This is a genomic window from Jiangella sp. DSM 45060, from assembly GCF_900105175.1.
Classification (GTDB): domain Bacteria; phylum Actinomycetota; class Actinomycetes; order Jiangellales; family Jiangellaceae; genus Jiangella.
The window spans coordinates 4,912,537-4,929,050 of sequence record NZ_LT629771.1 but is presented as its reverse complement, the minus strand read 5'-3'; the positions used below and the strand labels follow the sequence as shown (position 1 = coordinate 4,929,050).

The following is a 16,514-nucleotide window of genomic DNA, read 5'->3' as shown; positions in this document are numbered from 1 at the left end:
TCTGGGTTGTGCCCGACATCCTCGACCTGGGAAGGCACTGACAGCGGTCGCCCTGCTGTGGCACTGTGGACCCGTGCCTGGCGAGGACGGTGACCCCGGTTAGCGGGGGCGGTCGAAGGGCTGAGCGAGATCCTTGACAATTCGCTGCCGGGCGCGGTTGCCGTGGAGTGGCGACCGCCGCTGCGGCGAAGATCCTTCAAGGAGCGAACTGAATTGTGGTCGTAAGCTGGTCGTTCGATCCTGTGACGATGATCCACATGCCTGCTGACCTGCTGGTGCCCGCGGTAGGATTCGAACCTACGGCCTTCTGCTCCGGAGGCAGACGCTCTATCCCCTGAGCTACGCGGGCTCGGGCTTGAGAAGGGTATCAGCAGCGGGCGGCGCCGAGCGAACGCGTTGCCGTCACGGCAGGGTGAGGATGCGCGGCCCGTCGTCGGTGATGGCGACGGTGTGCTCGACATGCACGCTGCGGCTGCCGTCGTTGGTCACCAGCGACCAGCCGTCGTCGGCCATGTGGTAGCCGTCGCGGCCGCCGGCCATGAGGCTGGGCTCGATGGCGATGACCAGCCCGGGCCGCAGGTCGAGGCCGCGACCGGCGCGTCCCTCGTTGGGCACGAACGGCTCTTCGTGCATGGCCCGGCCGATGCCGTGACCACCGAAGTCGTTCTGCATGCCGTAGCCCGCGCCCCGGCCGACGGCGGACATGGCGTGACCGATGTCACCCATGCGGCCGCCCGGCTGGGCCGCGGCGATGCCGGCGGCGAGGGTGCGCTCGGCGGTCTCGATCAGCGCGGCGTCGGCGGCCGACGCGGTGCCGACGACGAAGCTGATTGCGCCGTCGGCATGCCAGCCGTCGAGGTGGGCGCCGCAGTCGACGCTGAGGAGGTCGCCGTCGCGCAGGCGGTACGACGTCGGCAGGCCGTGCAGCATGACCTCGTTCACCGACGTGCAGATGACGCCCGGGTACGGCGTGGCGCCGAACCGCGGGTGGTAGCCGAGGAACGACGACCCCGCCCCGGCGCCGTCGATGACCTTGCGGGCCAGTTCGTCCAGCTCCGCCAGCGACACCCCGGGCGCGGCCTGCGCCCGCACCTCCGCGTGCACGGCGGCGACGACGCGGCCGGCGGCGCGCATCGCCTCGATCTCAGCGGCGGTCTTCAACTCGATCATGCGGCTTCCTCGCGGTCGTGGTGCACTGTCGCGAATAACTATACCGGTCCCCGCACGGTCCGGCCGTGCGGAACGCATGGTGGGGCGGTGACGCCGCGCATCTACGGCGCTGCGCGGATCGGCCCGAGCCTGGGGACATGACGACGACACCCTGGTACCGGCGCATCGCCGCACGCTGGCCCGCCGCACTCGGCCTCGGCATGTCCCTCCTGATGGCCGGCGGTGCGGGCACCGACGACGGGATGAGGGGGTTCGCCGAGATCCTGCCGTTGCTGCCGCTGCTGTACCTGGTCGTCGCGACGTTGGAGCGACGGCGCGCGACGTGGCCGCTGCTGGGGGCCGGGTTCGCGGTGATCTTCCTGCTCCGCGCGGTGGACCTGATCTCGCCCGGCGCGGTGTTCTGGGCGGTCGCGCTGGTCGTGCTGGTGTGGAACGCCGTGGGCGGCCGGTTGCGACGGGACGGGACGGTGCGTCTGCAGGCCGTCGGCATGCTGGTGTTCGGCGGCCTCGCCCTGGCCGGGCTGGTGGTCGACCCGGCGGTGGGACGGTATCTGGTGGCGGCCGGGTGGTTCTTCCACGGCGTGTGGGACGTCGTCCATCTGACGCTGAACCGGGTGGTGGCCCGCTCGTTCGCCGAATGGTGCGCCGTCGTCGACGTCGTCGTGGCCGCCGCGATCGTGCTGCGGCTCTAGGACGCGTCGAGGGCGAGGCGCAGCAGCGCGACGGCCTCGTCGACGCGGCCGGCGGGCAGGGCGCCGAAGCCGAGCAGCAGGCCGCGGTACCGGCCGGTCAGCGTGAGGTCGGAGATCGCGGCGACGCTGACGCCGGCCGTGGCCGCGCGGCGGGCGACCTCGACGTCGTCGAGGCGGGGGTCGCGGAACAGGGCGGGGACGTCGAGGCCGGCGGGCGCGGGATGGACGACGACGTGCTCGCCCAGGCGCCGCGTGGCGGCCCCGATCATCCGCTCCCGCCGCTCGGCGTAGACCGTCCGCATCCGCCGGACGTGCCGGGACAGCTGCCCGTCGCGGAGGAACGCGGCGGCCGCCAGCTGCACCGGCGTCGGCGGCGACGGGTCCAGCACCCGCCGGGCCTTGTGCAGCGCGGCGTGCAGGGGAGCGGGCGCCACGAGGTAGCCGACGCACACGTCCGGGCGCAGCAGCCGGGACAGCGAGCCGACGTAGAGCACCCGGCCGGACGGGTCCAGCGCGCGCAGCGGGTCGAGCGGGCGTCCGATGTGACGGAACTCGCCGTCGTGGCCGTCCTCGACGACGACGCCGCCGGCCCGCGCGGCCCAGTCCAGCAGCGCCCGCCGGCGGCCGTCGGACAGCGTCAGGCCGAGCGGGAAGTGCCGGGCCGGCCGCGTGTAGACGCAGCGCGCGCCGGACGGGATCGCGTCGACGACCAGCCCGTCGCCGTCTGCCGGGACCGGGACCACCCGCAGCCCGAGGCTGGTGAACAGCGCCGCGACGTCGCGGTGCCCCGGCTCCTCGACGGCCACCAGGTCGCCGGGCTCCAGCAGCACCCGCGCGGCCAGCTCGACGGCCTGCCGCGACCCGGTGGTGACGACGACGTCCTCCGCCTCCGCGTCGATCCCGTGGACGACGCCGAGGTGCCGGGCCAGCGCCGAGCGCAACGCCGCCGGCCCGCCCACCCCACCCGGCCCGTCCGCCGCCCGCAGCGCGTCGGCGTTCGTGTGCCGCGACAGCTCCGAGCGCCACGTCGCGAACGGGAACTGCCGCGGGTCCGGGCGCGCCGGCCGCAGGTCGAACCGGGCGTCGGCGGTGGCGGCGCCGCGCGACGCCGGCAGCGTGGCCCACAGCCGGGCCGGCCGCAGCGGCGACGGCGGCGGCGCCGTCCGCGACCGTCGCGCCGGGCTCGCCGTCACGAACGTCCCCACCCCGACCCGCCCCTTCACCAGTCCTTCCGCGAGCAGCCGGTCGTAGGCCGTCCCCACCGTGGTGCGGGACACACACAGCTGGTGGGCGAGGTCGCGGGTCGACGGCAGCAGCTGGCCGTGCTCCAGCAGGCCGTCCAGGATCGCCTGCCGGATGCGCCGGTGGATCTGGCCGGAGAGGTCGCGGTCACCGGCGAGAGGGACGTGGAGGTTGATCCGGCGTGGCAAGGAGCGGTCCCATCGGCTGCGAGAGTGGTCTGACAGCAGCAGCCAACTCGCGCGTGGCGTCGTGTCGGCGTCGCGACGACTTCACCCCGCACGTCCGCGCTGCTCACGTGGCCGATCCGTGACCGTCCGCCGCCCGGCCCGCGCGATCGGCCCTTGGTGTCGCCGGACGCCGGCCGTGGACTCGTGCCGTGCCGACCGGCACCGCCACCCGCCCGCGAGGAGACCGTCATGTCCGCCACCACCCGCCTGCGCCGCCGCGCCGCCGGCCTCATCGCCGCGGCCGCCTGCGCCGCCACGTCGCTCGTGGTCGCCGCGGGCCCGGCCGGCGCCGCCAGCCTCTGGCACTGCCAGGGCACCACCACCACGGAGACGTGCACCACCGTCACCAGCGCGCCGGCGTCGGGTGTCCGGGTCTACGACCGCATCACCGGCCGCACCTACACGCTCTACAACGGCAACAGCGTGTACATCCGCTACTGGTACCGCGACACCTCGGGCCGGTGCGGCGTCAATGGCGACCCCTACGTCTGGCAGGCGTACTGGACCAGTGCGGACGGCCAGCAGCACCGGGTGATGATCGGCGACTACTACCTGGCGACCGGTCCGGAGTCGTACTGGAAGGACTTCCGCACGCCGTACGGCTCCAGCCTCGGCGCCTGGTACGGCGGCACCGGGACCGGCACCTGCGACGTGTTCCGTCCCGGCAGCTGACGCGGCTCAGCGCAGCGCGGCGGCCAGCGCGCCCGCCCGCGGATCGTCGCTGCCGCGCAGGATCGCCATGGCCTCGTCGTACGCGGCCCGGGCGGCGTCGGGGCGGCCGGTCGCCGTCATCACCTGGACGGTGGTGAGCAGGACGTCGACCAGGCCGTCGGAGGCGGAGATCGACCGCAGCACGGCGGCGGCGCGCGCACAGTGGGTCTCGGCGAGGGTGTAGTCGCCGAGGGCCGCGTAGCTCTCGGCGAGGTTGCCCAGCGACATGCCCTCGATGATCCGGTTGCCGTCGGCCCGGGCCAGGTCGAGCGCCTGCGCGGTGTGCTCGATCCCCTCGGGGTGGCGCTCCAGCGCGGTCAGCGAGTTGCCGAGGTTGAGGTGCAGCGCCGCCAAGTTGGGCGACAGGATGGACCGCCGCGGGTCGGTGGTCTCCCAGCGCCGGGCCGCGTTCAGGGCGGCGGCGAAGTGCTCGACGGCGCCCTCGACGTCGCCGGCGGCGTGGACGGCCGAGCCGAGGTTCATGAGGACGACCGACTCCGTGCCCGGGTCGTCGGCCGCGCGGCAGCCGTCCAGCGCCCGCTGGTACCAGGGCACCGCCTCCGGCAGCCAGGCCTGCTTGAGCGCGTTGCCGAGGTGGTTCGCCGTGATGTACCCGGCGGCGTCGTCGTCGACGTGCGCCGCGGCGTCGACGGCGAGCCGGGCCAGCCCGACGTTGTCGTCGCTGTGGGCGGCGAGCTGCAGGAACCGCCCGAGCTGCCAGGCCAGCCGCCAGACGTAGCCGTAGCGGCCGAAGTCGTGGGCGCGGCGGGTCAGGAACATCAGCGCCCGCGCCTCGGTCACGCACCAGGCGCGCGCGGCGACCGGGTCGTCGAACGTGAGCGGCCGCACCGCCGGGTCGGGGAAGTACAGGGTGGCGGCTCGGTGGTCGATCGGCTTGATGACGTCCACCGCGTTGCGCAGCGAGTACAGGTACCAGTCGAGGCAGCGCGACTCGGCCGCGTCGAGCTCGTGCTGGTCGTCCTCGCGCTCGGCCCGCTCCGCGGCGTCGATGCGGACGAGGTCGTGCGCCTGGTACCGGCCGCCGGACGCCGTGACGAGGTTCAGGCCGGCGAGGCGGTCGAGGATGCGGGCCGCCTGCGACGCCGGCCGGCCGGTCACCGCCGCGGCCAGGTCGGCGCCGAAGTCCAGCGGCAGCAGCCAGGCCATCGTCCGGAACGTGTGCGCGGTGTCTGCGTCGAGGGCGGCGTAGGACCACGAGAACACCGACCGCACGCTGGCCATCGGGTCGTCGCCGTCCTCGTCCAGCGCGTCGAGGCGGTGGCGTTGCTCGCGCAGCCGCCGGACCAGCAGGTCGGCGCCCACCTCGTGCTGGGCGGCGACGTACTCGGCCGCGATGACCAGCGCGAGCGGCAGCCGTCCGCACAGTTGCGCCAGCTCGGCGAGGACGGGCTCGGCGAGCGTGACGCCGTGGCGGCTCAGCCTGACCCGCAGCAGCGACGTGGCGTCGGCGGGCGTCACCTCGCCGACGAGCACGCCGCGAGCGCCCTCGCGCGCGGACAGCCCGCGCAGCGCGCCGCGGCTGGTGACGATCGCCCGGCCCGCTCCGCCGGGGAGCAGCGGCCGGACCTGCGCGGAGTCGCGGGCGTTGTCGAGCAGCACCAGGATGCGGCGGTCGGCGACCAGCGAGCGGTACAGCCCGCCCCGCGCGTCGACGTCGTCGGGCTGCTGCTCTGGTGGCACGCCGAGGCTGCTCAGCAGCGAGCCCAGCGCCGCGCCGGGCTCCAGCGGCGGGTCGGCGGAGAAGCCGCGCAGGTCGAGGAAGAGCTGGCCGTCCGGGAACGCCGACTGCATACGGTGTGCCCAATGCACGGCCAGCGCCGTCTTGCCTGCGCCGCCCGGTCCGGTCACGGCGGCCAGCCGGGCACCCGCGGCGGGCGGGAGGCCGATCCCCATCGCGTCGTCGAGCTGGGCGAGCGCGGACTCGCGGCCGACCAGTTCGAGGTCGGCGGGTAGCTGACGGACCCGGGGCGGCGCGGGCGTGGCGACGGGGGCCGTGGCGGCGGGATCGGGCTGGCGCAGCAGCCGCGCGTGCAGCCGGCGCAGCTCCGGCCCGGGGTCGACGCCCAGCTCGTCGGCGAGCCGGACCCGGACCGCCTCGTACGTCGTCAGCGCCTCGGCGCCGCGGTCGGCCGCCTCGAGCAGCCGCAGGTGCCGGGCCCACAGCGACTCGCGCAGCGGGTGCCGCTCGGTCTCGGCGCGGACCCGTTCCGCGATGCCTCCGGCCAGCCCCGCCTCCGCGCCGACATCGCCGTCGAGCAGCAGGTCGGTGGCGCGTTCCAGCGCCCGCAGGTACCGCTCGGTGAGGCGGGGCGCCTCGAGCTCCTCCAGCCGGCCGGCCGCGGCGTCGCCGTACGGTGCGCCGCGCCACAGCCGCAGCGCGTCGTCGATGGCGCGCAGCTCGGCGGCCGGATCGGCGAGGACGCCGGCGCGGTGCAGCAGGCGGTCGAACCGGAGCACGTCGACGTGGTCGGGGTCGACGATCAGCGCGTAGCCGGGCGGCCGGCTGACGATCGACGCGGTGCCCAGCTGACGGCGCAGCCGCAGCACCAGCGTCTGCACGGTGCGCCGCACCGACTGCGGCGGGTCGTCGCCCCACACGAGGTCGCCGAGGGTGTCGGCCGAGATCGCGGTGCCCGCGGACGACGCCAGCGCGGCCAGGACCGCGCGCTGGCGGTCGCCGGCCAGATGCACCGGCCGGCCGCCGACGAGCAACTCGAACGGGCCGAGCAACCCGATGCGCACCTGCGAACCCACCGGCACAGCATTGCGGCTCGGGCCCGGCGTGTCGACTCGCTGACGGGGACACGCCGATGGGTCAGTAGCCGGTCAGGCTCAGCTCGCTGATCGCGGTGAAGTCGCGGCCGCCGGGACGGGACACCTCGTCCAGGCGAAGGCGCACCGTCGTCGTCTCGACCGGCGCGTCGAGCGTGAACACCTGTGGCTCGACGGTCTCCTCCAGCTCGAAGGACGCCTCGGTGCCGTCGTCGAAGACCCAGGTCGCGGCCAGCACCCGGCGGTTCTGGCCGTAGCGGCGGTCGCCGCTCTCCTCGTCGACCTTCGCGTAGCCGTTGACGATGCCGACCTCGGTGACGGTGCGCGCCTCCGGCAGCGTCAGCACGATCTCCTCGCCCTCGGCGTCGCCCTCGACCCGCCAGGCGGTGTTCGGGTCGCCGTCGACCAGGTGAGCGCCGGAGTAGCCGACGGTCGCGCCGGCGCTGTCGACGCCGTCGGGCGCGGTGCCCGGCACCTCGACCTCGGCGTTCGCGGCGACCTCGCCCGCGGCCGCCGCCTCGCCGTCGTCGTCGCCGGACGGGTTCTGGGCGATCAGCGCCACCGTGATCATCGCGACGACGATCAGGGCCGCCGCGGCGGCGATGACGAGGACGGTGCGCGACACCGGCTCGCGCTCGGGCGCCGGCTCGGGCTCCGGCGGCCTGGGCACGGACGCCGACAAGGGCGGCGGCGGTGGCGGCGCCGGCGGGTTCGGACCCGGCGGCGCGAGCACCGCCACGGGCGTCACCGCGGCGCGTGGTGGCGGCGGGGGAACGGCCGAGGCCGCCGGCTCCGGCGTCGCCCCGATGGTGGCGCGGCACCTGGGGCACTCGAGGGCCAGCTCGGAGACGCGGTTCCCACACGAGCCGCAGACGGCCATGACGCTTGTCCTCCTCATCGCTGCGCCGTGACGCTACGCGACGCCGCCGCCGGTCGTCGAGTCGATGAGTTTCCGCTGCCGCGCCGGTCAACCCCGGTATGAGCACACTGACGGTGGACATCTTCGTCTCGGCCGACGGGTTCGCGCGCGGCGAGATCTCGCCCGGATATTTCGGTTACATGGGGCCTGAACTGGATGAATGGATCAATTCGGAGGCGGCGGCGCCGCAGCTGGTGGTGCTCGGCCGGGTCACCTACGAGGCGCTCGCCTCCATCCCGCCGCAGGCCCGCGACGACGGCTGGCAGCAGTGGACCGAGCTGCCGAAGGTGGTCTTCACCCGCACGCTGACCCGGACCGACTGGCCGAACACCCGGCTCTGCCACGACCTCGAGGGCGACATCCGGCGGCTGAAGGAGGGCGACGTCGAGCTGCGCACCATGGGTAGCGTCTCGCTGGCCCGGCAGCTGATCGACGCCGGCCTGGTCGACCGCCTGCGGTTGATGACGTTCCCGCTGGTCGTGGGCGACTCCGGCCGCGATCCGTTCTTCGCCGGCCTCACCGCCACCGAACTGGAGCTGACCAGCAGCCGAGTGCTCGACGGGCGCATCGTGCTCACCGAGTACCGGCCCACGGGCACCGACATCCCGCGCGGCTAGGCCGACGCGGGTGAGCGAGCGTGTGCCCGATCCGCGCCGCCGTCGTCGTTGTCGCTGATCGGCCTGGTGCGGCACCTGACGGAGATGGACGGGCCTACGCGGCCTGGGCGCTCGGCCCGGCCGGGCCCTGGCGCGGCGTCTGGGGCGAGTACACCGACGGCGCTGGAACCTGCAGAAGCTGGTCGGCGAGTACGCCCGCCACAACGGCCACGCCGACCTCGTCCGCGAGCGCATCGACGGCTGGACCGGCGAGTAGGCGGCCTCGCCCGCGGCGCCGCCTCTACCGCCGTCCGTACGTCACCCGGCGCACCAGCACCTCGAACGGGCCGCGCCGGTCGCGTCGGCGCAGCTGGTCGGCGACCACGACGGTGGCCGCCCAGGTGGCCGTGGCCAGCAGCGCCGTCCCGGCCACCGTCAGAGTGCCGGACAGGTCGAGCAGGAACGGCGTGAACACCGCCGCCCACACGACCGACTGCAGCAGATAGCAGGTCATGGAGCGCTGGCCGGTGGCGCGGATCGCCTCGGTGACCCGGCCGGTGCGCCCGGTCAGCCGGGCCGCGACCAGCGTGATCAGCGCCGCGTAGCCGAACCCGCCCAGCACGCCGGACCAGTCGTGCAGCGGACCGATCAGCTCCAGCGTCGACGCGCTGGGCACGTCGGTGACGCCGGCCAGCATGAGCGCCACCGGCTGGGCGCCGAGCACGGCCACCGTGAGGCCGGCGACCGCCGTGACGGTGAGCAGCCGCCGGTGCTCGGCCGGCCGTTCCAGCACGCGCGCCCGCCCGGCCAGGAGCCCGACGAGGAACGGGCAGGCGAAGCCGATGGGGCCGCCGAGCATGACGAAGGGCTGCACGACGATGCGCTCGGAGAACATGCTGGCGAGGTCGGGCGACAGCATGGAGGCGTCGGGCGGGTCGGTGGAGATCGACAGCGAGTCGGCCGACGGGAACAGCAGCAGCGCGAAGAACCCGGCGGCCAGCAGCACCAGCCAACGGGCCCGCCAGCGCACCGTCCACGCGCCGAGCAACAGCAGGACGCCGTACGCGGCCAGGATGTCGCCGACGTAGAGCAGCATGGCGTGCAGGAAGCCGACGACGATCAGCACCAGGCTGCGCCGCCACAGCAGCCGCCGCACGCCGCGCGGGCCCAGCGCCTCGTTGCGCCGGACGAGCCGCGCCACGCCGTAGCCGAACAACAGGCCGAACATCGGGAACGCCCGGCCGTCGACGAACGTGGCGACGAGCCAGGTGACCGCGGAGTCCAGCCACGACCCGTCCATCGGGAACCCGCCGCGGACGACGTCGCCGCGGAGGAAGTAGTGCGAATTGGCCAGCGCGATGAACAGCAGCATGAAGCCGCGCGCGAGGTCGGGGCCGAGCGCGCGCTCGGCGGTGGCGGTGGGTCCGGCGGGGCGGGCCTGCGCGGTCGTGGCCATGGTGACGAGCCTCCCGAGCACCGGGCGGGTCGCGCATCGGACCAAAGTCGACCGGCCCGCGACCATCGGCTACGTCGCCGGATCCGCCGGCGGCCGCCCCCTGAGCGTCGCCTCCGCGTCGTCGAGGCCGGCCAGCGCGTCGGCGACCGAGTCGCGCTCGCCCTCGGTGAGCGGCAGCGCGCGGGCCTCGGCCACGGCCGCGGCGGCCGCGGCGGTGTCGTCCGCCCGCAGCGCGAGCTCGGCCCGGTAGGCCAGCGCCTCGACCACCTCGGCCGTCGTCGCGGCGGCCCGGTGCCGCAGCAGGCCGGCGTCGAGGATCTCGGCCGCCCGCACGTGCAGGCCGTGGGAGTCTCCCATCACGACGGCGCTGCGCAGCGTGCCGGTCAGCCGGCCGGAGGCGACGTCGTCGTCACCGGGGCCGGTGGTGGCGGCCATGATCCGGATCCAGTTGCCGCCGGGGTCGATGACGGAGAACCCGGTGCGGCCCTCGGCGTTCTTGCGCAGCCGCGGCCGGGTCATGCGCGGGATCCCGGACACCAGGATCTTGCCGTGCGCCGCGCGCATCGCCGCCGCGAACGCCTCGAACAGCGCCGCGGTATCGGGCACGAGGACGACGCAGGTGCCGTAGGAGTCCTCCGGCACGAAGTCCGGCATCCCGAAGAACTGCAGCCGGAGGTCCTCGCGCTGCAGCGCGATGAAGGGGTTCGGCCGGGTCTGGTAGTAGGTCCTGGTGAAGCCGAGCATCGTGTAGAACGCGTCGATCTCGTCGATGGACCGGCACGGCAGCACCGGCACCGTGATCTCGTCGGCCACGGGTCCTCCTCAGGTCTCGCCGGCCATGGTGAACGCGCCCTCCTCGAGGCGCCGGACCAGCCGGTCGGTCCAGCGGGCGCCGGTGTCGGCGGTGGTGAGCCACAGCCCCAGGACCTCGCCGACCGGGCCCCAGGTGTCGAGGTCGGTCCCCTCCGGCAGGTGCTCGGTGATGGCGGCGCGCCACTCGTGCATCGCGGCGGCACGCTCGCGGAGCAGCCGCAGCGCCTCGTCGCGGGGCAGGTCCTCGATCAGGCCGACCGCCGCGGTCAGCACGTCCAGGGCGCGGTCGTGCCCGGACAGGGCACGGCCCAGCAGGGCGAGGTACTCCCGCTCGCCGGCCTCGGTCAGCTCGTACTCGATGCGGGGCGGACCGCCGGCGGTCGAGGCGACGGTCTCGTGGGCGGCCAGCAGTCCGTGCCGCGCCATGCTCTTGAGCGCGTGGTACACCGAGCCCGAGCTGGCCGTCGACCACTCGTGCGCGCCCCACGCCTCCAGGTCAGTGCGCACCTGGTACCCGTGCGCCCGTCCGCGTCGGCGCAGCGCGCCGAGGACCAGCAGCCGCAGTGACGTCATGCCCTGCCTCCCGAGTGCAGCTAGCCAAATTTGGCTAGTCACACCGTACACCGCGGGCCGGTATTACTATCGGTGGCATGGTGCGAGTCCCGTTGACGATCTCCGAGCGCGAACGCGGCGAGCGGCTGGGCCTGGCGCTGCGCGCCGCGCGGGGCGAGCGCAGCATCGCCGACGTCGCCAAGCAGGCCGGCATCTCGCCCGAGACGCTGCGCAAGATCGAGCGCGGCCGCATCCCCACGCCGGCCTTCTTCACCGTGGTGGCGGTCGCCGACGTTCTCGGCCTGTCCCTCGACGACCTGCTCACCGGCCTGGGCGCCGGAGAAGTGGCCGAGATGGCTACGCTTGGCCGGTGACCCCCGAACAGCTCTCCGCCGCGGTACGTGACGTCCTCACCGCCGCCGTCGACGCGGGCGACCTCGCCCTGCCCGACGGCGTGCCCTCCCAGGTGACCGTCGAGCGACCGCGCAATCGCGACCACGGCGACTACGCCACGAACGTCGCGCTGCAGCTGGCGAAGAAGGCGGGCACCAACCCGAGGGCGCTGGCCGAGCTGCTGGCCGCCCGGCTGCGCGACGTCGACGGCGTCGACGGCGTCGACATCGCCGGGCCGGGCTTCCTCAACATCACCGTCTCGGCCGCCGCGCAGGGCGAGCTGGCCCGCACCGTCGTCGAGGCGGGCGAGTCCTACGGCCGCGGCGACGCGCTGGCCGGCACCACCATGAACGTCGAGTTCATCTCGGCCAACCCGACCGGCCCGTTGCACCTCGGCCACGTCCGCTGGGCCGCCGTCGGCGACGCGCTGGCCCGGGTGCTCGAGGCCGCCGGCGCCGCCGTCACCCGCGAGTTCTACATCAACGACCGCGGCGCCCAGATGGACAAGTTCGGCGCGTCCATCATGGCCCGGGCGCACGGCGAGGCGGTGCCCGAGGACGGCTACCACGGCGAGTACGTCGCCGACCTCGCCGCCACCATCGTCAAGGAGCACCCCGGCCTGCTCGACCTCCCGCGCGACGAGCAGCTCGTCGTGTTCCGCGACGAGGGCTACCGCCTGCAGCTGGCCGAGCAGCAGTCGCAGCTCGACGACTTCCGCACCCACTTCGACGTCTGGTACTCCGAGCGCAGCCTGCACGAGAACGGCCGGGTCGAGCACGCGCTCGACGTCCTGCGCCAGCAGGGCCGCCTGTTCGAGGCCGACGGCGCGCTGTGGATGCGCACCACCGACTTCGGCGACGACAAGGACCGCGTGCTGCGGCGGACGAACGGCGAGTTCACCTACTTCGCCGCCGATGCCGCCTACTACGTCGACAAGCGCGAGCGCGGCTTCGACGTCTGCGTCTACCTGCTCGGCGCCGACCACCACGGCTACATCGGCCGGCTCAAGGCGCTGGCGGCGTGCGCGGGCGACGACCCCGAGAAGAACATCGAGATCCCCATCGGCCAGCTGGTCAAGATCGTGCAGGACGGCCAGGAGCTGCGGCTGTCCAAGCGGGCGGGGACGATGCTCACGCTCGGCCAGGTGGTCGAGGCGGCCGGCGTCGACGCGCTGCGCTACTCGCTGTGCCGCTACCCGGCCGACTCCCCGCTGACCCTCGACGTCGCGCAGATCACCAAGCACGCGCCGGAGAACCCGGTCTACTACGTGCAGTACGCGCACTCGCGGCTGGCCTCGCTGCAGCGCAACGCCGCTGAGCTGGGCGTCGACAAGGGTGAGCTGCGGCCCGAGCTGCTCGACCACGAGCGCGAGTCGCTGCTGCTGGCCGCGCTGGCGGAGTTTCCGCGGGTGGTGGCCGCCGCGGCCGCGCTGCGCGAGCCGCACCGGGTGGCCCGGTACCTCGAGGACACCGCGTCCGCGTTCCACAAGTTCTACGACGCCTGCCGCATCCTGCCGATCGGCGACGAAGAGGTCACCGACGTGCACCGCGCCCGGCTCTGGCTGGTCGAGGCCACCAAGGTGGTCGTTGCCAACGGCCTGGGCCTGCTCGGCGTCGACGCACCAGATCGGATGTGACCATGCGCGCACACGAAGCCGGCGCCCTGCACGCGGAGGCCGGCCACCGCGGACCGTCCTGGCTGCGCGAGCCCGACGACGTCAACGCCCTCTACCCGGGCCTGTGGTCGGCCGGGGTCACCCGCGACGACGACGGCGTGCTGCGGGTGGCCGGCGTGTCCGTCAAGGAGCTGGCCACCGAGTTCGGCACCCCGCTCTACGTCGTCGACGAGGACGACTTCCGCGCCCGGGCGCGGGCGTACCGGTCCGCGTTCGGCGACATCCTCGGCGGCGCCGACGTCTACTACGCCGGCAAGGCGTTCCTGTCCGTCGCGACCGCCCGCTGGGTCGCCGACGAGGGCCTGAACCTCGATGTCTGCTCCGGGGGTGAGCTGGCCGTGGCGCTGCGGGCCGGGTTCCCGGCCGGGCGCATCGGCCTGCACGGCAACAACAAGTCGGTGGCCGAGCTGGTCCGCGCTCTCGACGCCGGGGTCGGGCGCATCATCGTCGACTCCTTCGAAGAGATCGAGCGGCTGGCCACGCTGGCCGCCGCCCGCGGCGCCCGGGCCGCCGTCCTCGTCCGCACCAAGGTCGGGGTCGAGGCGCACACCCACGAGTACATCGCCACGGCGCACGAGGACCAGAAGTTCGGCTTCTCCATCGCCTCCGGCGAGGCGGCCGAGGCCGTGCGGGCGGTGCTGAAGCAGCCGTCGCTGCGGCTGCTCGGGCTGCACTCGCACATCGGGTCGCAGATCTACGACACCGCCGGCTTCGAGGTCGCGGCCCGCCGGGTGCTGGGCCTGCAGGCCGCCGTCCGCGACGAACACCGGGTCGAGCTGCCCGAGCTCGACCTCGGCGGCGGCTTCGGCATCGCCTACACCAGCCAGGACGACCCCCAGCCGCCGGCCGCCCTGGCCGCCGGGCTGGCCGAGATCATCGAGCACGAGTGCGCCGGCTACGGCCTGGCCGTCCCGCGGCTGAGCGTCGAGCCCGGCCGTGCCATCGCCGGCCCGTCGACGTTCACGCTCTACGAGGCCGGCACCGTCAAGTCCGTCCCGCTCGACGGCGGGGCGTCGCGCCGCTACGTGGCCGTCGACGGCGGCATGAGCGACAACATCCGCACCGCCCTCTACGACGCCGACTACTCCTGCACGCTCGCCTCGCGCGCCTCGTCGGCGGCGCCGGTGCTGTCGCGCGTCGTCGGCAAGCACTGCGAGAGCGGCGACATCGTCGTCAAGGACGAGTTCCTCCCCGGCGACGTCGCGGCGGGCGACCTCATCGCCGTCCCCGGCACCGGCGCCTACTGCCGCAGCATGGCCAGCAACTACAACCACCAGCCGCGCTCGGCCGTGGTGGCCGTCCGCGCCGGTGCCGCCCGGCTGATCATGCGCCGCGAGACCGAGGACGACCTGCTCGCGCTGGACGTCGGCTGAGCCGCGGCGCGGGAACCGGGTGGACCGAAAGCGCGCCGCGACCCACCGCTACCGGGGTCGACGGTGTAGCAGCACCTCACCCGGCGCGAATCGAGCGTAACTCGGGGGTTGACCGGTTGTCGATGCGCGCCGACCATATGGGCACAACTCAATAACTGGAGTCCCGGCCGGGACCGCCAGCTTCTTGGCTCCCGGTCGGCCGTAGCAGCGGTCCGTGCCCGGAAGCCCTGATCAGAAGGGTGGAATTCCGGGTGGATGACCGTTCTCGGACGCGACGCGCACCAGCCCGCTTGCGCAGGTGGCTGGTGAGCCCGCGAGGTCAGTATCAGGTCGCCGGTCTGGCACTCGGCCTGGTGGTGTGCCTCGCGGTGTCGCTCGCCATGGGGGTGAGCGCATAGCCGGCTCCACGATCCGGAGACACCGTCTGCCGCCCCGACCCGGCGGCGGCGAGTCCTCCGCGATCGCACCCGGCCCAGCCCTCGCTGGGCCGACGTGCGCCAGGGCTGCTCAAGATCATCGGTGCAGCGTCAGCGAGTGGAACGGCGGCCCGCCCGTGTCGACCTCGTGCACGTCGACGACGTCGAACCACGGCTGGACGGCGTCGAGCAGCTGGTCGCGGGTGCGCCAGCAGAAGAACCGCGGCGGGTCGTGGCTGTCGTCCGCCAGCACGCCGGCCGAGCCGTCGCCGCCGTAGACGCCGAGGAAGAACAGGCCGCCCGGGCGCAGCAGCCCACCGATCGCGGCCAGCGCCGCCGGCAGGTCGGCGTCCGGCACGTGCAGCAGGCAGTTCAGCGAGTAGACCGCGTCGAACGACTCCGGCGGCAGGTCCGGCGCGAGCAGGTTCATCACGCGCGCGTCCAGGCCCTTCGCCGCGCAGGCGGCGACCATCTCGGGCGTCAGGTCCGTCGCGACGACCGCCAGCCCGTTGTCCTGGAAGAACAGCGCGTCGTGACCGGTTCCGGCCCCGATCTCGACCAGCGTGCGCGCGTCGGCGGCGCGCAGCCGGTCCAGGAACGCGGCCCGTTCGGCCACCTTCCACGCCGTCTTGGGCGCCGAGTCGCGCCAGCCGGCCCCACCCCGGTAAGCCGCCCGCAGATCGTCGGCGACGTCGTCGAAGCGCAGGTTCATGGCGCCGATCCTCTCGCATCCGCCCGGTAGCCTGGCCGCCGTGCCCGACGACCTTGCCCGGCGGCTCGCGCACGTGCGCTGGATCGGCGGCGGCACGGGCGCGGGCAAGAGCACCGTCGCCCGGGCCTTGGCCGACGCGCACGGGGCGCGGGTGTACGACGGCGACCGGGCCGAGCACGGCTGGGTGGACCGGGCCACCGCGCAGGAGCATCCGCGGTTCCACGCCATGGTGCACGCGGGTCCGGCCGGCGCGTGGTGGGGTGGTCGCAGCGCGGCCGAGCTGTTCGACGCGATGGCGAGCCGGCACGGCGAGACGATCGGGTTCGTGACGCAGGACCTGCTGGCGCTGCCCGCCGGCCGGCCCATGCTGGTCGACTGGTTCGGCAACCTGCCGCGCGAGGTCGCACCGCTGTTGCTCGAGCCCTGGCAGGCCGTGTTCCTGCTGCCCACGCCCGGTTTCCGTCGTCGCATGCTCACTGCGCGGTACGCAGATCCGGACCGCGCCCGTGCGAATTGGGGCGACCACGACCCGGCCGCGATGCTGGCCAAGCGGCTGGACCGGGACGCGCTCTGGGACGCCGAGGTGCGGGCGCAGGCCGCGGCCGCCGGGCTGCGGGTCGTCGAGGTGGACGGCGCCCGCGACGCCGGTACGATCGCCGCGGACCTGGCCGCGCACTTCCGGCTCGGGGCGCGGGCTGTACGCCCAGGGCGGACACGGGAGTAGCGGCGCTGCCGCCCGGCGTTGGACCCTGCATCTTCGAGGTCTGGAGGTGC

16 protein-coding genes and 1 tRNA gene are annotated in these 16,514 nt (G+C 74.2%); 8 read left to right on the top strand and 9 right to left on the bottom strand.

The features are described 5' to 3' along the window. Positions 1-273 precede the first annotated feature (273 nt). A tRNA-Arg gene (locus tag BLU82_RS21885) sits at positions 274-349 on the bottom strand. Positions 350-402: 53 nt separating this feature from the next. After that, positions 403-1,170 carry a type I methionyl aminopeptidase gene (gene map, locus BLU82_RS21880; protein ID WP_092623171.1) on the bottom strand — a complete coding sequence of 256 codons (768 nt, stop codon included), beginning with the start codon at positions 1,168-1,170 and terminating at the stop codon, positions 403-405. A 137-nt stretch (positions 1,171-1,307) separates the two neighbouring features. On the opposite strand from map, the gene BLU82_RS21875 reads away from it, so the two are divergent. Further along, positions 1,308-1,862, top strand: coding sequence for a hypothetical protein (locus tag BLU82_RS21875; protein ID WP_092623170.1), 555 nt, complete (start codon positions 1,308-1,310; stop codon positions 1,860-1,862). Here the strand turns inward: BLU82_RS21875 and BLU82_RS21870 are convergent. Continuing rightward, positions 1,859-3,292 (bottom strand): PLP-dependent aminotransferase family protein, encoded by a 1,434-nt coding sequence (locus BLU82_RS21870; RefSeq protein ID WP_092623169.1) that lies wholly within the window; start codon positions 3,290-3,292, stop codon positions 1,859-1,861. The two genes, BLU82_RS21875 and BLU82_RS21870, sit on opposite strands and share 4 nt — an antisense overlap. Before the next feature lie 228 nt (positions 3,293-3,520). Here BLU82_RS21870 and BLU82_RS21865 point away from each other — a divergent pair, with 228 nt between their 5' ends. After that, positions 3,521-4,003 carry a hypothetical protein gene (locus tag BLU82_RS21865; RefSeq protein ID WP_092623168.1) on the top strand — a complete coding sequence of 161 codons (483 nt, stop codon included), beginning with the start codon at positions 3,521-3,523 and terminating at the stop codon, positions 4,001-4,003. Between the two features lie 6 nt (positions 4,004-4,009). On the opposite strand, the gene BLU82_RS21860 is transcribed toward BLU82_RS21865, so the two are convergent. Further along, positions 4,010-6,817, bottom strand: coding sequence for a BTAD domain-containing putative transcriptional regulator (locus BLU82_RS21860; protein ID WP_172885670.1), 2,808 nt, complete (start codon positions 6,815-6,817; stop codon positions 4,010-4,012). A 61-nt stretch (positions 6,818-6,878) separates the two neighbouring features. Beyond that, positions 6,879-7,505 carry a discoidin domain-containing protein gene (locus tag BLU82_RS21855; RefSeq protein ID WP_092623166.1) on the bottom strand — a complete coding sequence of 209 codons (627 nt, stop codon included), beginning with the start codon at positions 7,503-7,505 and terminating at the stop codon, positions 6,879-6,881. Positions 7,506-7,813: 308 nt separating this feature from the next. Here BLU82_RS21855 and BLU82_RS21845 point away from each other — a divergent pair, with 308 nt between their 5' ends. Then, positions 7,814-8,371, top strand: a complete 558-nt coding sequence (locus tag BLU82_RS21845; RefSeq protein ID WP_092623164.1) for a dihydrofolate reductase family protein — start codon at positions 7,814-7,816, stop codon at positions 8,369-8,371. A gap of 103 nt (positions 8,372-8,474) precedes the next feature. Beyond that, positions 8,475-8,627, top strand: a complete 153-nt coding sequence (locus BLU82_RS36405; RefSeq protein WP_092626127.1) for a DUF664 domain-containing protein — start codon at positions 8,475-8,477, stop codon at positions 8,625-8,627. A gap of 24 nt (positions 8,628-8,651) precedes the next feature. Here BLU82_RS36405 and BLU82_RS21835 read toward each other — a convergent pair whose 3' ends face one another. The 3 genes from BLU82_RS21835 to BLU82_RS21825 all read right to left on the bottom strand — a co-directional run bounded on the left by BLU82_RS21835 (position 8,652) and on the right by BLU82_RS21825 (position 11,192). Beyond that, on the bottom strand, positions 8,652-9,806 hold the full coding sequence (locus BLU82_RS21835) for a DUF418 domain-containing protein (protein ID WP_092626125.1): 1,155 nt from the start codon (positions 9,804-9,806) through the stop codon (positions 8,652-8,654). 69 nt (positions 9,807-9,875) lie between these two features. Then, positions 9,876-10,619 (bottom strand): hypothetical protein, encoded by a 744-nt coding sequence (locus tag BLU82_RS21830; RefSeq protein WP_197682388.1) that lies wholly within the window; start codon positions 10,617-10,619, stop codon positions 9,876-9,878. Between the two features lie 9 nt (positions 10,620-10,628). After that, a complete protein-coding gene (locus BLU82_RS21825) occupies positions 10,629-11,192 on the bottom strand; it encodes a PadR family transcriptional regulator (protein ID WP_092623163.1) in 564 nt (187 codons plus the stop codon). Between the two features lie 77 nt (positions 11,193-11,269). Here BLU82_RS21825 and BLU82_RS21820 point away from each other — a divergent pair, with 77 nt between their 5' ends. The 3 genes from BLU82_RS21820 to lysA are packed head-to-tail and all read left to right on the top strand — an operon-like array spanning position 11,270 to position 14,612. Further along, positions 11,270-11,545, top strand: coding sequence for a helix-turn-helix domain-containing protein (locus BLU82_RS21820; RefSeq protein WP_092623162.1), 276 nt, complete (start codon positions 11,270-11,272; stop codon positions 11,543-11,545). After that, positions 11,542-13,200 (top strand): arginine--tRNA ligase, encoded by a 1,659-nt coding sequence (gene argS / locus BLU82_RS21815; RefSeq protein ID WP_092623161.1) that lies wholly within the window; start codon positions 11,542-11,544, stop codon positions 13,198-13,200. The genes BLU82_RS21820 and argS overlap by 4 nt, the downstream gene beginning before the upstream one ends. A 2-nt stretch (positions 13,201-13,202) precedes the next feature. Further along, complete coding sequence (gene lysA, locus BLU82_RS21810) at positions 13,203-14,612, top strand: diaminopimelate decarboxylase (RefSeq protein ID WP_092623160.1); 1,410 nt, start codon at positions 13,203-13,205, stop codon at positions 14,610-14,612. 513 nt (positions 14,613-15,125) lie between these two features. Here lysA and BLU82_RS21805 read toward each other — a convergent pair. Further along, entirely contained in the window at positions 15,126-15,749 is a 624-nt protein-coding gene (locus BLU82_RS21805; RefSeq protein ID WP_172885792.1) for a methyltransferase domain-containing protein, read from the bottom strand. Positions 15,750-15,780: 31 nt separating this feature from the next. Between BLU82_RS21805 and BLU82_RS21800 the strand changes: the two genes are divergently transcribed. Then, on the top strand, positions 15,781-16,464 hold the full coding sequence (locus BLU82_RS21800; protein WP_157741178.1) for a hypothetical protein: 684 nt from the start codon (positions 15,781-15,783) through the stop codon (positions 16,462-16,464). Positions 16,465-16,514 lie beyond the last annotated feature (50 nt).

Bases quoted from the DNA above. Each gene is read 5' to 3' on its own strand.
- map (WP_092623171.1), bottom strand. From the start codon at position 1,170: ATGATCGAGTTGAAGACCGCCGCTGAGATCGAGGCGATGCGCGCCGCC.
- BLU82_RS21875 (WP_092623170.1), top strand. From the start codon at position 1,308: ATGACGACGACACCCTGGTACCGGCGCATCGCCGCACGCTGGCCCGCC.
- BLU82_RS21865 (WP_092623168.1), top strand. From the start codon at position 3,521: ATGTCCGCCACCACCCGCCTGCGCCGCCGCGCCGCCGGCCTCATCGCC.
- BLU82_RS21845 (WP_092623164.1), top strand. From the start codon at position 7,814: ATGAGCACACTGACGGTGGACATCTTCGTCTCGGCCGACGGGTTCGCG.
- BLU82_RS21835 (WP_092626125.1), bottom strand. From the start codon at position 9,806: ATGGCCACGACCGCGCAGGCCCGCCCCGCCGGACCCACCGCCACCGCC.
- BLU82_RS21825 (WP_092623163.1), bottom strand. From the start codon at position 11,192: ATGACGTCACTGCGGCTGCTGGTCCTCGGCGCGCTGCGCCGACGCGGA.
- BLU82_RS21820 (WP_092623162.1), top strand. From the start codon at position 11,270: ATGGTGCGAGTCCCGTTGACGATCTCCGAGCGCGAACGCGGCGAGCGG.
- lysA (WP_092623160.1), top strand. From the start codon at position 13,203: ATGCGCGCACACGAAGCCGGCGCCCTGCACGCGGAGGCCGGCCACCGC.